Below are 13494 nucleotides of genomic sequence, written 5' to 3'. Positions count from 1 at the left end.
TCACGCCGGGCGATCCGTCCCGGCCACCGCCGGTGCTACCGCAGGCCGTCGAGGAGGTCCGCGAGCCGCACGGGCTCGGAGAGCATCGGCCAGTGCCCGGTCGGCAGCGCCGCGAACGACCACTCCGGCCCGCCCATCTCGGCGAAGCCCGGCACCCCCGCCTCGATCAGCGGGCGCACGTCGTCCGGGGCGAAGCTGCAGGCCACGACGGTCTTCGGCAGCGCAGGGTCAGGTGTCCCCCGCTGCACGCCGGTCAGCACGGCCCCTGCGGGCTCGACCAGCGACCGGGCGCGGACGTCCTCGAACAGCGCGTCCGGGATGCCCTCCGTGCTCGTCCCGAACTCGTCGAACTCCTCGCGGGACGGCATCGGCTGCCCGGAACCGTGCCCGGCGATCGCCGCCCGGGTCCGCTCCTGCACGAACGGCTCGGTGAAGTCGATCTGCGCCATGCCGTCGGGCAGCGGGCCGGTGTCGACGAACACCAGGTGCGCGACCCGTTCCCGGGCCCGTTCGGCGGCCGCGGCGCAGACCGGGCCACCACCGCTGTGCCCCACGAGCACGCCCGGCCCGTCGAGTTCCGCGAGCGCGGCGAGGACGTCGTCGACGTGGGACTCGGCCGTGTCCTGCGGGTCGTGGCCGAGCTCGACCGCCACGACGTGGTGGCCGCGGCCACGCAGGTCCGCCGCGACCGCGTCCCACGCCCACGCACCCAGCCAGAACCCCGGGACCAGCACGTATGTCGTCATGCCCGGCATCGTGCCGGGCGTCGCGGACAGGTCCGGTCCTCGTTCGGCCGGCTACTTCCCCTGGCGGTTCCCGGACCGCTCGGCCTTCAGCCGCGCGGCCTCCCGGTCGGCCTCCGCGCGGGTGTTGCGCTCACGGCGCAGCCACTCGGGCTGCTCCTCCTTCACCGCCGCGATCTGCTCGGTGGTCAGCGGCTCGGTGATACCGGCGCGGGCCAGTCCGGAGATCGACACCCCGAGCCTGTCCGCGACGACGGGGCGCGGGTGCGGACCGTCCCGGCGGAGGTCGCGCAGCCACTCGGGCGGGTCGGCCTGCAGGGCGTTGAGCTCGTCGCGCGAGATCTCACCGTCCCGGAACTCGGCGGGGGTCGCGTCGAGGAACACACCGAGCTTCTTCGCCGCCGTCGCGGGTTTCATCGTCTGGCTGGACTTCTGCGGCGTCATCCCGCAAGGGTATCGAGGGCCGGCAGGCGGGCCCGTCACCGGCGGATAGCCTGGGCCGGTGACCGACCCGGGCGCCCCCGCATCCTTCCGGCTCGGCTACGTCCCGGGCGTCACACCGGGCAAGTGGGCCCGCATGTGGGCCGAGCGCGTGCCCGACGTCCCGCTCGACCTGGTCACGGTGGGCGCCGCCGAGGCGGAGGACGCCGTCCGGTCCGGCGCGGTGGACGCCGGTGTCGTCCGGCTGCCGATCGATCGGACCGGCCTGCACGCGATCCCGCTCTACACCGAGGCCACCGTGGTCGTCGTCCCGAAGGACCACGTGGTCACCGCCGCCGACGAGGTCACCGTCGAGGACCTGGCCGACGAGCTGGTCCTGCATCCCGCGGACGGGACCCTCGGCTGGGACGGCGACGGGCCGGGGACGGCGGCGACCGTCGTCCCCGCCACGACCGCCGAGGCGGTCGAGCTCGTCGCCGCGGGCGTCGGCGTGCTCGTCGTCCCGCAGTCGCTGGCCCGGCTCCACCACCGCCGGGATCTCACCTACCGGCCGCTGGCCGGCGCCCCGGCGTCGAGCGTCGTGCTGACCTGGCCGGACGCGGAGACCTCCGACCTGATGGAGCAGTTCATCGGGATCGTCCGGGGCCGCACGGTCAACAGCTCCCGCACCCCGCGCCGGGAGGACGCCCCGGCTCCCGCTCCCGCGAAGCGACCCACCGCCCGACGACGGACGGCCCGCCGCGGCAGGCCCCGCCGCTGAGCCACGGGTCCCCCGGACACGACGAGGCCCCGCACCGGATCGGTGCGGGGCCGGTCGTACGACGACGCGAGGGGTCAGGCAGCGGCAGCGGCCTGCTTCTTGGCGGACAGCTTCTCCAGCCGCCGGGTGGTGGGCCAGCGGACGTTGGTCGCCCAGCCGAGCTTCTCGAAGCCGCGGATGACCAGCGCCGAGATGTCGATCTGGCCCTTCTTGACGCCGTGCCGGGCGCAGGTCGGGTCGGCGTGGTGCAGGTTGTGCCACGACTCGCCGAAGGACAGCACCGCCAGCCACCAGACGTTGGCGGACTTGTCGCGGGAGGCGAAGGGACGCTCGCCCCAGATGTGGCAGATCGAGTTGATCGACCAGGTGACGTGGTGCAGGACCGCGACGCGGACCAGACCGGCCCAGAAGAACGCGGTGAAGGCACCCCACCAGGACATCGTGACGAGGCCACCGATCAGCGCCGGGCCGAGCAGGCTGATCACGACGATCAGCGGGAAGGCCCGGCCGACCCGCATCATGTCCTTGTCCTCGAGGAGGTCCGGCGCGAACCGCTTCATGTTGGTCAGGTCGCGGTCGAACAGCCAGCCCATGTGCGAGTGCCAGAAGCCCTTGACCAGCGCCTTCGCGCCGGTGCCGTAGAGCCACGGCGAGTGCGGGTCGCCCTCCTTGTCGGAGAACGCGTGGTGCCGGCGGTGGTCACCGACCCAGTCCAGGACGCTGCCCTGCAGGGCGATGCTGCCCGCGACCGCCAGCGCGATCCGCAGCGGGCGCTTCGCCTTGAACGAGCCGTGCGTGAAGTACCGGTGGAAACCGACGGTCACGCCGAGACCGCTGATCAGGTAGAAGACCGCGAACAGCGCCACGTCGACCCAGCCGAGCCCCCAGCCCCACGCGAGCGGGACCGCGGTGAACAGCGCGAGCGTCGGGAGGATCACGAAGACCCCCACCAGGAACATCGCGCCGGGCGGGCGCTGCCCCTCGGTCACCGGCGGCGGCGTCCGCTTCTCGGGGGTGGAGCGGGGAGGTGCTGCCTCGAGCGTCATGCCTCCATGAGACCGGCGGACGTACCCGCCCGGCAGTGCGGCTAACCCCCCTATCGCGAGTCGGGTTCGGCCGCGCGTGGACTTGACCCGCGAGTAACTTACGACTACTCACCGGAGGGTGAAGCTCTCCACGGTTCTCCCCTACGGCGACGACCCGATCCGCAACGCGGACGCGGTCACCGACATGGAACGCGCCGGCCTGGACGTCGTCTGGGCCGCCGAGGCGTACAGCTTCGACGCGGTCTCCCTGCTCGGCTACCTCGCGGCCCGCACCGAGCGACTCGAGATCGGGTCGGCCATCCTCCCGATCTACTCGCGCACCCCCACCCTCACCGCGATGACGGCGGCCGGCCTGGACGCGCTGTCCGGCGGCCGGTTCAGCCTGGGGCTCGGCGCGTCCGGGCCGCAGGTGATCGAGGGCTTCCACGGGGTGCCCTACGACAAGCCGGTCGGCCGCACCCGCGAGATCATCGAGATCTGCCGGAAGGTGTGGAAGCGCGACGAGAAACTGACCAACGACGGCCTCTACCCGATCCCGCTGCCCGGCGGCACCGGCCTCGGCAAGCCGCTGAAGATCATCAACCACCCTCAGCGGTCGGACATCCCGATCTGGGTGGCCGCCCTGGGCGAGAAGAACCTCCAGATGACGGCCGAGCTCGCGAACGGCTGGCTGCCGCACGTCGTGCTGCCGGAGAAGATCCAGGAGGTGTTCGGGCCGTCGCTGGAGGCGGGCTTCGCGAAGCGCGCCCCCGAGCTGGGCCCGCTGCAGATCACCGGTGGTGGCATCTGCGCGCTCGAGGAGGAGATGTTCGAGCCGGCCCGCCAGGCGGCCCGCGGCCTGTACGCGCTCTACATCGGCGGCATGGGCGCGCGGGGGAAGAACTTCTACAACACCGTCTTCGCGAAGCAGGGCTACGCCGACGCGGCGAAGGTCGTGCAGGACCTCTACCTGGACGGGAAGAAGGAGGAGGCCATGGCCGCCCTCCCGGACGACTTCATCGACAAGGTCGCGCTGATCGGGCCGGAGGGTCACGTCCGCGAGCGGATCGCGGCGCTGCGCGAGAACGGGATCACCCACCTGCACGTGAACCCGATGACCTCCGACGTCAACGGGATGTTCGAGAAGCTCAAGACCTGGATCTCCTGAGCGGTCTTGCCCCGCCCCACGCGGGCGTGCTGGTCTGGATCCCATGGTCGACACCGACGTCGGGGACCGCGATTTCGACGTGGTCGTGATCGGGGCCGGCTTCGCCGGGCTCTACATGCTGCACCGCCTGCGCGGGCTGGGGATGTCCGCCGTCGTACTGGAACAGGCCGGTGGCGTCGGCGGGACCTGGTACTGGAACCGGTACCCGGGGGCGCGGTGCGACTCGGAGAGCTACTACTACTGCTACTCGTTCGACCGCGAGCTCGAGCAGGAGTGGACCTGGACCGAGCGGTACCCGCGGCAGCCGGAGATCAAGGCCTACCTCGACCACGTCGCGGACCGGTTCGACCTGCGCCGCGACATCCGGTTCTCGACGACGGTCACCGGCGCCCGCGCGGACGCCGACGGGCGCGGCTGGACCGTCTCGGTGCAGGAGGGCACCGACCTGCACTGCCGGTTCCTGGTCACCGCGGTCGGCTGCCTGTCCGCGGCGAACGTCCCGGACCTGCCGGGGCTGGAGACGTTCGCCGGGCGCTGGTTCCACACCGGGCGGTGGCCGCACGAGGGCGTCGACGTGACGGGGCGGCGGGTCGGCGTCGTCGGCACCGGGTCGACCGGGATCCAGGCGATCCCGGTGCTGGCGCGGGAGGCGGCGCACCTGACCGTCCTGCAGCGCACCCCGAACTACTCGGTCCCGGCCCGCAACGGCCCCCTGTCCAAGGCCGAGTCGCGCTCCTACAAGGCGGACTACACGGACATCCGCGCGGTGCAGGCCGCCTCGGCGAACGGGCACCCGTTCGTCGTCAACCCGCAGTCGGCCCTGGAGGTGGACGCGGCCGAGCGGGACGGCGTCTACCGGGCCGCGTGGGAGCGCGGCGGCCTGCGCTTCCGGGCCAGCTACCGCGACCTGCTCGCCGACGAGGCGGCGAACGAGACCGCGTCGGAGTTCGTGCGGGACCGGATCCGGGAGATCGTGCGCGACCCGGAGACCGCGGCCCGGCTCCTGCCGCACGACCACGGGTTCGCCACCAAGCGCCCGCCGATCGACACCGGCTACTTCGAGACGTACAACCGCGACGACGTGACGCTCGTCGACGTCCGGGCCGACCCGGTCGAGGCCGTCGTCCCGGAGGGTCTGCGGCTGCGCTCGGGCGCCGTGCACGAGCTCGACGACATCGTGTTCGCCACCGGTTTCGACGCGCTCACCGGCCCGCTGCTGCGGCTCGACCCGACCGGCCCGGACGGCACGTCGCTGCGCAGTGCCTGGCGGGACGGCCCGCGGACCTACCTGGGCCTGGCGGTCTCCGGCTTCCCCAACCTGTTCACGATCACCGGGCCGTTCAGCCCGTCGGTGCTGACCAACATGCCGAGCTCGATCGAGCAGCACGTCGACTGGATCGCCGGGTGCCTGGCCCACCTGCGCGCCACCGGCGCCGACCGGATCGAGGCCGACCCCGGTGCCGAGCAGGCGTGGGGCGAGCACAACCGGGAGGCGGCCGACGCGACGCTGCTGCCCCGCGCCGCCACCTCCTGGTACCTGGGGGCGAACGTCCCCGGGAAGCCGAGCGTGTTCATGCCCTACGCCGGCGGGTTCGCCCGCTACGCCGGCACGTGCGCCGACGTCGCCCGGGACGGCTACCGCGGGTTCCGGCTGGGACACCGCCGGGCCGTCGCGTGAGACGTCCGTCCGGCACCGCCCGTCACTGCGCCGTTCGGCCCAGTGACGGGGGGCCGCGTCACGGCCGGTATCCGATGCGTACAGAATGTGTGAGGTCGTCCACGGTCACCGCGCACGGGGCAGCCCCCCGAGCACGACGAGGAGGAGCACCGACTTGCTGGAGCTGGCCATCCGGACCTCCGACGAGCCGATCTCCCCGGGGCAGTACCGGCACACGGCCACGCACGCCTGGTGGATGGGCACCTGGTTCGCCGGTGACGAGGTCTGCGTGCACTTCTCCGAGCACCTCCTCCAGCAGTGGACGCCGGTCGACCCCGGTGCGGACTGGCTGCTCGACCGCGAGCTGACCGGGCAGGTGCGCTGGCTGTCCGGGGACGGGGCCCGCGCCGTCGACGAGGGGTTCCGGATCGCCGACCAGTGGCCGACCGGCCGGTTCCGCGCCCCGCACGGCGACTTCTACGCCGAGCTGCACGGCCACCTGCCGGCCGCCCGGCCCGGCTCGTGGTCGAACCCGACGGCCCAGTTCCTGGCCACACTGCCGGTCGAGCCCGAGGCGATGCTGCAGCGGCTGATCGAGGAGAGCCCGCCCGGCCGCGGCTACACCGGCCCGTTCCAGAGCGCGGTCGACGCGCTGCGCACCTGCCGCGTCCCGGCCGCGCAGCGGGCCGTGCTCTACACCGCGTTGCGCCTGCTGCCCGCGGTCGAGCTCGGCGAGGCCGCGAACCTCGACGGCGACCTCCACCCGACCCTCGTGCACGACGACGGCCCGGTCCGCTCCGAGCTGTTCGTCTCCCCCGTCGACGGCCAGTACGCCGGCGAGCGCGACACCGTCCGCCGCCCGGCCCGCGTCGGCCCGCCGGTCGGCACCGTCGTCGCCGAGACGACCGTCGAGACCTCCGTGGTCGACGTCCTGGGGTCACCTCCCGGCTTCTGAATCGTGTCGTGTACCGGTCCGGTCCCGGATGATCACGGGAAGGTCACGGAATGGGACCCGGCACACTGCCACCGCTCGTGCGGAGGGGACTAACCTGGTACCCGGTCGCGACAAATCGAGCAGCTGAACAAGGCGGTTGACGCAGAGTGTCATCGAGCAGTACCTCCCATCCGGCGGGCGACTTCGGTCCCAACGAGTGGCTCGTCGAGGAGATGTACCAGCGCTTCCAGGAGGACCCGTCGGCCGTGGACCCGGCCTGGCACGAGTTCTTCGCCGACTACGGCGGCGGGGACGGTGAGAAGCGCCCCGCGTCCGGTGAGACGGCCGAGACGGGCGGCGCCACCGGATCCGCGGCCAACGGGTCCGCCCCGTCGGCGAGCTCCGGCGGAGTGACCCGCGGATCGGCCACCGAGGACGACGAGGGGTCCGACACCTCGTCGGCGCCGACCCAGAAGGCCGTCAGGAACGGCGGCCGGGCGAGCGGACGGTCGTCCGGCTCGTCGCGGGACGTCCCGCCGCCGGTCACGCCCAAGGCCGAGGCCCCGCCCGCCGACGAGAAGCTCCGCACCGGCAGCGCGCCCTCCACGAACGGCGCCGCGAAGCCGGCGGCCGGGAGCACGTCGAAGGCGGCCAGGCCGGCACAGGACGGGGGTGGAGCGACCACCACCCCGCTGCGCGGTGCCGCGAACGCCATCGCCAAGAACATGACCGCGTCGCTGGAGCTGCCGACCGCGACGAGTGTCCGTGCGGTCCCGGCCAAGCTGCTGGCCGACAACCGCATCGTCATCAACAACCACCTGAAGCGGACCCGCGGCGGAAAGCTCTCGTTCACGCACCTGATCGGCTACGCGCTGGTCAAGGCGCTGGCCGACTTCCCGAACATGAACCGGCACTTCGCCGAGACCGACGGCAAGGCCGCGGTCGCCACCCCCGAGCACGTCAACCTCGGCCTGGCCATGGACATGCCGGGCAAGGACAGCAGCCGCTCGCTGATCGTCGTGTCGATCAAGGGCTGCGAGAACATGTCGTTCGCCCAGTTCTGGGCGGCGTACGAGGGCATGGTCCGCAAGGCCCGTGACGGCAAGCTCACCGCCGAGGACTTCTCCGGCACCACGATCAGCCTGACCAACCCGGGCACCCTGGGCACCAACCACTCGGTGCCGCGGCTGACGGTCGGCCAGGGCGCGATCATCGGTGTGGGCGCGATGGAGTACCCGGCCGCGTTCCAGGGCGCGTCCGAGGAGCGGATGGCCGAGCTCGGCATCAGCAAGATCATCACGCTGACGTCGACCTACGACCACCGGATCATCCAGGGCGCCGAGTCCGGCGACTTCCTGCGCCGGGTGCACCACCTGCTGCTGGGCGAGAACAACTTCTACGACGACGTCTTCGCCTCCCTGCGGGTGCCCTACGAGCCGATCCGCTGGGTGCAGGACTTCCCCGAGGGCGAGGTCGACAAGACCGCCCGCGTCCTCGAGCTGATCGAGTCCTACCGGACCCGTGGCCACCTGATGGCCGACACGGACCCGCTGAACTACCGCCAGCGCCGGCACCCGGACCTCGACGTCCTGTCCCACGGGCTGACCCTCTGGGACCTCGACCGCGACTTCGCGGTCGGCGGGTTCGGCGGCCAGAGCCACATGAAGCTGCGCGACGTGCTCGGCCTGCTGCGCGCGTCGTACTGCCGGACCATCGGCACCGAGTACATGCACATCGCCGATCCCGAGCAGCGCAAGTGGCTCGAGGAGCGGATCGAGGTCCCGCACCAGAAGCCGGACCAGAGCGAGCAGAAGTACATCCTCTCGCGGCTGAACGCCGCCGAGGCGTTCGAGACGTTCCTGCAGACCAAGTACGTCGGGCAGAAGCGCTTCTCGCTGGAGGGCGGCGAGACCGTCATCCCGCTGCTCGACGCCGTGCTGGACAAGGCCGCCGAGCGCGAGCTCGACGAGGTCGTCGTCGGCATGCCGCACCGCGGCCGGCTGAACGTGCTGGCCAACATCGTCGGCAAGCCGATCAGCCAGATCTTCCGCGAGTTCGAGGGCAACCTCGACCCGGGCCAGGCGCACGGCTCCGGCGACGTCAAGTACCACCTGGGCGCCGAGGGCAAGTACTTCCGGATGTTCGGCGACGGCGAGACCACCGTCTCGCTGACCGCGAACCCCTCGCACCTGGAGGCCGTGGACCCGGTGCTCGAGGGCATCGTCCGCGCCAAGCAGGACCTGCTCGACAAGGGCGACGGCGGCTTCACCGTGCTGCCCGTCCTCATGCACGGCGACGCCGCGTTCGCCGGCCAGGGCGTCGTGGCCGAGACGCTGAACCTGGCGCTGCTGCGCGGCTACCGCACCGGCGGCACCGTGCACGTCGTCGTCAACAACCAGGTCGGCTTCACCACCGCGCCGGAGCACTCGCGCTCCTCGCAGTACTGCACCGACGTCGCGAAGATGATCGGCGCGCCGGTCTTCCACGTGAACGGCGACGACCCGGAGGCCTGCGTCTGGGTCGCCAAGCTGGCGGTCGAGTACCGCGAGCGCTGGAACAACGACGTCGTGATCGACATGATCTGCTACCGGCGCCGGGGCCACAACGAGGGCGACGACCCCTCGATGACCCAGCCGTCGATGTACGACGTGATCGACGCCAAGCGCAGCGTCCGGAAGATCTACACCGAGTCGCTGATCGGCCGGGGCGACATCACGATGGAGGAGGCCGAGCAGGCCCTCAAGGACTTCTCCAACCAGCTGGAGCACGTCTTCAACGAGGTGCGCGAGCTCGAGAAGACCCCGCCGGTGATCTCGCCGTCGATCGAGCAGGAGCAGCAGGTCCCGTCCGACCTGGACACCTCGATCCCGCTGGAGATCGTCCACCGGATCGGCGACGTCCACGAGACGCTGCCCGAGGGCTTCGCCGTGCACAAGCGGGTCGAGCCGGTGCTCAAGAAGCGCTACACCATGTCCCGCGAGGGCAACGTGGACTGGGCGTTCGCCGAGCTGCTCGCCATGGGCTCGCTGGCGATCGACGGCCGGCTGGTCCGGCTGTCCGGTCAGGACTCGCGGCGCGGCACCTTCGTGCAGCGCCACTCGGTGCTGATCGACCGCAAGACCGGTGCCGAGTACTTCCCGCTGCGCAACCTCGCCGAGGGCCAGGGCCGCTTCCTGCCCTACGACTCGGCGCTCTCCGAGTTCGCCGCCGTCGGGTTCGAGTACGGCTACTCGGTGGCCAACTCGGACGCGCTGGTGATGTGGGAGGGCCAGTTCGGCGACTTCGTCAACGGCGCCCAGTCGATCATCGACGAGTTCATCTCGTCCGGTGAGGCGAAGTGGGGCCAGCTGTCGGACGTCGCGCTGCTGCTGCCGCACGGCCTCGAGGGCCAGGGCCCCGACCACAGCTCGGGCCGCATCGAGCGGTTCCTGCAGCTGTGCGCCGAGGGCTCGATGACGGTCGCGCTGCCCTCCGAGCCGGCGAACTACTTCCACCTCCTGCGCCAGCACACCCTCGACGGGGTGCGCCGGCCGCTGGTGGTCTTCACGCCGAAGTGGATGCTGCGGGCCAAGCAGGTCGTCAGCCCGCTGTCGGACTTCACCGAGGGCCGGTTCCGCCCGGTGATCGACGACCCGGAGCACCGGGCCACGACGGGCCCGGTGTCGGGCGTCGACCGGGTGCTGTTCTGCAGCGGCAAGATCTACTGGGAGCTCGCCGCGGCGAAGGAGAAGCGCCGCAAGAACGGCGACACCTCGGTCGACGGCACCGCGCTGGTCCGCGTCGAGCAGCTCTACCCGATGCCGACCGAGCAGATCGCCGAGATCCTCGAGCGGTACCCGGACGCGCAGAGCGTGCGCTGGGTCCAGGAGGAGCCCGCCAACCAGGGCTCGTGGCCGTACTACGGCCTGGAGCTGCCCCAGAAGCTCCCGCAGCTGCAGGGCCGCTTCACCCGGGTGTCCCGGCGGCGGATGGCGGCCCCGGCCGCGGGCTCGTCGAAGGTGCACGAGGTCGAGCAGGCTGAGCTGATCGACAAGGCGTTCGCGAAGTCCTGATCGCCTGAGCAGTCCCGGACGGCCGGGCGCGGGTCCTCCGCGCCCGGCCGTTCCGTCGTTCCGGGCTTCCCGCACCCGCCGGTCCCGTCCCGCGCCGAGATGCAGCTCAGCGCGAATCGTCGATCACGGGACGACGCTGGACCGCACCTCGACGGGGTTCGGTCGCGCACGATCGGTCCGGGCGGCGTGGTGCGGTGCGTGTCAGGGGCGGTGCAGGCGTCCTCGGGCCACCAGCTCCACGACGACCGTCGCCGCGATCGTCTCGGCCGCCAGCAGGCCCGCCAGCACCAGGAGCTGGGCGGCCGCGGCCTGCACCGGATCACCGCTGCCCAGCAGAACCCCGACGAACGCGCCGGGCAGCGTCACCAGCCCGACCGTGCGGGTCTGGTCCAGCGCGGGCACGAGTGCCCGTCCCGCCGACGGCCGGACGACGAGCAGCGCCGCGTCCCGCGGGAGCAGGCCGAGGGCCAGTGCCGCCTCGTGCTCGCCCTGGCGGGTCCCCAGCTCGTCGAGCGCCCGGCGGCCCGCCAGCGACGTCGCCGTCATCGCCCCGCCGATCACGATCCCGGCGACCGGGACGACGGCGATCCCGGTGAAGGGCACCGCCCCGCTGGTCAGCACGACGACCAGCACCGGCGTCACACCGGCGACGATCGCCGTCCCGGCCACCCCCCACCCGCGAGCCCCGGTGATCCGCCGGCCCGACGTCCAGGCCGCGACGACGACCATCAGCAGGACGAACGCGGCCGTCCCCCACCACGTCCGGACCAGGGCGAGCAGCACCAGGGCGACCAGCGCGAGCTGCGCGACGGCACGGGCCACCGCGGTCGCCGACGACCACGCCGTCCCGGTACCCCCGATCGTCGCGGCGGCCGCGGCCAGCGCCACGAGCGCGAGCAGCGCGATCACCAGCGGCGGTCCGACCACCACACCCGAACCCATCGGCACCCCCGTGACTAGCCTGTGCCCTGTGTACTTCACCGACCGCGGCATCGAGGAGCTCGTCGACCGGCGTGGCGACGAGCAGGTCAGCGTCGAGTGGCTCGCCGACCGGCTGCGGGCCTTCGTCGACCTGAACCCGCAGTTCGAGACGGCCGTCGAGCGCCTGTCGAGCTTCCTCGCGCGCGACGACGCCGACGACGACTGACCCCGGTCCGGCCCGGGGACGTGATCAGACCGCGGGGGCGCGGACGGGGAACGGGACGCCGGTGAGCTCCTCGGACCGCTCCCACAGCCTGCGGGCCAGCTCGACGTCGTCGGCGGGCGCGCGCAGGGCCTGCACCTCGGGGCGGCCGCCGTGCCGGTCGGGGCCGATGATGCCCGCGGCGGGAACGCGGCCCACCACGCCCTCCACCAGCGCCGCCGCGCCCGCGTCGACGGAGTTGCCGACCCACCGCGTGAGCAGCCCGAGGACCGCGCGGACCGGCGCCGGATGGCCGTCCTGCATCGGCGTGCTCGCCATGCCGGGATGCACCAGCACGCTGGCGACCGGTGATCCCGCGGCGGCCGTGCGGCGGCCGAGCTCGACGGCGAACAGGGCGTTGGCCAGCTTCGAGTCGTTGTAGGAGCGCAGCATCGCCGCCCGCCCGCGGTAGGTGAGGTCCTCCGGGATCCGGCCCCGGCGGTAGAGGCTGGACGAGACGGTGACCACGCGCGGTGCCGCCGCCCGTTCCATCCGCGGGAACAACAGGGCGGCGAGCGCGAAGTGCCCCAGGTGGTTGGTGGCGAACCCGCGCTCCACCCCCAGCGGCCCGACGACGCGCTGCATCGACCCCAGCCCCGCGTTGGCGAGCAGGACGTCGACCTCGTCGGTGGCCTCGGCGAACGCGCGCACCGACGCCGGGTCGAACAGGTCCAGCGCCCGGACGGTGAGCCGGGCGCCGGGCTGCTCGGCGACGATCTCGTCCCGGACCCTGGTGGCCTTGGCCGTGTCCCGCGCCGCCATCACCACGTGGGCGCCCCGCCCGGCGAGCACGCGCGTGGCGGCCGCGCCGAACCCGGAGCCCGCCCCGGTGACCACGACGGTGCGTCCCTGCTGGTCGTTCATGTGAGTCCTCTTCCCGAAACTGAACGGATAAGTCATCCGGTTCCGACAGTAGCAGAAGTGGATGAGTCATCCGCTACGATGACGGGGTGCCCCGCGCCGACGCCGCCCGCAACCGCGACCGCGCCCTGGACACCGGACGCCTGCTGCTGGCGTCCGGCGACGACACCCTCGCCCTCAACGACGTCGCCAAGCAGGCCGGCCTGGGGGTCGCCACGGTCTACCGCCACTTCCCGACCCGGCGGGCCCTGCTGGAGGCCCTCATGGACGGCCGGCTGGACGAGCTGGTCGCCGAGGCGGAGGCCGCCGCCGGGGAGCCGGACGCCGCGACGGGCCTGGCCCGGCTCGCCCGCGCCGTGCTGGTGCGGCAGCTGGGGGTGACGGGGTTCGCCGAGGTGTTCGCCACGACCGACGACGAGCGGGAAGAGACGAGCGGGCGCAAGGCCCGCGTGCTGCTCCTCGCCGATCGCGTGCTGGCCCGGACGGTGCGCGAGGGTGCGACGCCGGCCGGGACCACCGCCATGGACGTCCAGCGACTGCTGTGCGGGGTGGCCTACGCCGCCCGGCTCGACCCCGTGGATCCCTCCGCCCGCGCGGAGGACTACCTGGACCTTCTCCTCGCGGGCCTGCGGACGCGGGCCGCGACGGTGTAGGGCAGCGGGACCACAAG

Annotated in this window: 12 protein-coding genes; 7 read left to right on the top strand and 5 right to left on the bottom strand. The window is 72.6% G+C overall.

The window, feature by feature from the left end; genetic code table 11:
• Window positions 1–35: 35 nt before the first annotated feature.
• Together AD017_RS18550 and AD017_RS18545 are read right to left on the bottom strand one after the other, a co-directional pair.
• Window positions 36–746, bottom strand: a complete 711-nt coding sequence (locus AD017_RS18550; RefSeq protein ID WP_060574950.1) for an alpha/beta fold hydrolase — start codon at window positions 744–746, stop codon at window positions 36–38.
• 51 nt (window positions 747–797) lie between these two features.
• A complete protein-coding gene (locus AD017_RS18545) occupies window positions 798–1187 on the bottom strand; it encodes a DUF5997 family protein (RefSeq protein ID WP_010225861.1) in 390 nt (129 codons plus the stop codon).
• A 58-nt stretch (window positions 1188–1245) separates the two neighbouring features.
• Between AD017_RS18545 and AD017_RS18540 the strand changes: the two genes are divergently transcribed.
• The gene (locus tag AD017_RS18540; RefSeq protein WP_060574949.1) at window positions 1246–1944 is read left to right on the top strand and encodes a LysR substrate-binding domain-containing protein; all 699 of its coding nucleotides are present in this window, start codon (window positions 1246–1248) and stop codon (window positions 1942–1944) included.
• Window positions 1945–2018: 74 nt separating this feature from the next.
• Here the strand turns inward: AD017_RS18540 and AD017_RS18535 are convergent, their stop codons facing one another.
• Window positions 2019–2990, bottom strand: a complete 972-nt coding sequence (locus AD017_RS18535) for an acyl-CoA desaturase (RefSeq protein WP_029239266.1) — start codon at window positions 2988–2990, stop codon at window positions 2019–2021.
• A 118-nt stretch (window positions 2991–3108) separates the two neighbouring features.
• Here AD017_RS18535 and AD017_RS18530 point away from each other — a divergent pair, with 118 nt between their 5' ends.
• The 4 genes from AD017_RS18530 (at window position 3109) to AD017_RS18515 (ending at window position 10780) form a co-directional block, all read left to right on the top strand.
• Window positions 3109–4137: an LLM class F420-dependent oxidoreductase gene (locus tag AD017_RS18530; RefSeq protein WP_010225854.1), complete on the top strand. Its 1029-nt coding sequence runs from the start codon at window positions 3109–3111 to the stop codon at window positions 4135–4137.
• A 43-nt stretch (window positions 4138–4180) separates the two neighbouring features.
• On the top strand, window positions 4181–5815 hold the full coding sequence (locus AD017_RS18525) for an NAD(P)/FAD-dependent oxidoreductase (RefSeq protein ID WP_060574948.1): 1635 nt from the start codon (window positions 4181–4183) through the stop codon (window positions 5813–5815).
• Between the two features lie 154 nt (window positions 5816–5969).
• Window positions 5970–6749, top strand: a complete 780-nt coding sequence (locus tag AD017_RS18520; protein WP_010225849.1) for a hypothetical protein — start codon at window positions 5970–5972, stop codon at window positions 6747–6749.
• 146 nt (window positions 6750–6895) lie between these two features.
• Window positions 6896–10780, top strand: coding sequence for a multifunctional oxoglutarate decarboxylase/oxoglutarate dehydrogenase thiamine pyrophosphate-binding subunit/dihydrolipoyllysine-residue succinyltransferase subunit (locus AD017_RS18515; protein WP_082398797.1), 3885 nt, complete (start codon window positions 6896–6898; stop codon window positions 10778–10780).
• Window positions 10781–10981: 201 nt separating this feature from the next.
• Here AD017_RS18515 and AD017_RS18510 read toward each other — a convergent pair whose 3' ends face one another.
• Window positions 10982–11722, bottom strand: a complete 741-nt coding sequence (locus AD017_RS18510; protein WP_060574946.1) for an ABC transporter permease — start codon at window positions 11720–11722, stop codon at window positions 10982–10984.
• 28 nt (window positions 11723–11750) lie between these two features.
• Here AD017_RS18510 and AD017_RS35375 point away from each other — a divergent pair, with 28 nt between their 5' ends.
• Window positions 11751–11927 (top strand): DUF6104 family protein, encoded by a 177-nt coding sequence (locus AD017_RS35375; RefSeq protein WP_010225846.1) that lies wholly within the window; start codon window positions 11751–11753, stop codon window positions 11925–11927.
• 24 nt (window positions 11928–11951) lie between these two features.
• On the opposite strand, the gene AD017_RS18505 is transcribed toward AD017_RS35375, so the two are convergent.
• The gene (locus tag AD017_RS18505; RefSeq protein WP_060574945.1) at window positions 11952–12827 is read right to left on the bottom strand and encodes an SDR family NAD(P)-dependent oxidoreductase; all 876 of its coding nucleotides are present in this window, start codon (window positions 12825–12827) and stop codon (window positions 11952–11954) included.
• Between the two features lie 86 nt (window positions 12828–12913).
• Here AD017_RS18505 and AD017_RS18500 point away from each other — a divergent pair, with 86 nt between their 5' ends.
• Complete coding sequence (locus AD017_RS18500) at window positions 12914–13477, top strand: TetR/AcrR family transcriptional regulator (RefSeq protein WP_060574944.1); 564 nt, start codon at window positions 12914–12916, stop codon at window positions 13475–13477.
• The last annotated feature ends 17 nt before the right edge of the window (window positions 13478–13494 follow it).

The sequence above is a fragment of the Pseudonocardia sp. EC080619-01 genome (assembly GCF_001420995.1).
GTDB lineage: Bacteria > Actinomycetota > Actinomycetes > Mycobacteriales > Pseudonocardiaceae > Pseudonocardia.
This window is presented reverse-complemented; position numbering and strand designations above follow the sequence as displayed.

What these genes read in the sequence shown, in the direction of transcription:
- AD017_RS18550 (WP_060574950.1), bottom strand. Translation starts at nt 746, where the DNA reads ATGACGACATACGTGCTGGTCCCGGGGTTCTGGCTGGGTGCGTGGGCG.
- AD017_RS18545 (WP_010225861.1), bottom strand. Translation starts at nt 1,187, where the DNA reads ATGACGCCGCAGAAGTCCAGCCAGACGATGAAACCCGCGACGGCGGCG.
- AD017_RS18535 (WP_029239266.1), bottom strand. Translation starts at nt 2,990, where the DNA reads ATGACGCTCGAGGCAGCACCTCCCCGCTCCACCCCCGAGAAGCGGACG.
- AD017_RS18525 (WP_060574948.1), top strand. Translation starts at nt 4,181, where the DNA reads ATGGTCGACACCGACGTCGGGGACCGCGATTTCGACGTGGTCGTGATC.
- AD017_RS18510 (WP_060574946.1), bottom strand. Translation starts at nt 11,722, where the DNA reads ATGGGTTCGGGTGTGGTGGTCGGACCGCCGCTGGTGATCGCGCTGCTC.
- AD017_RS18505 (WP_060574945.1), bottom strand. Translation starts at nt 12,827, where the DNA reads ATGAACGACCAGCAGGGACGCACCGTCGTGGTCACCGGGGCGGGCTCC.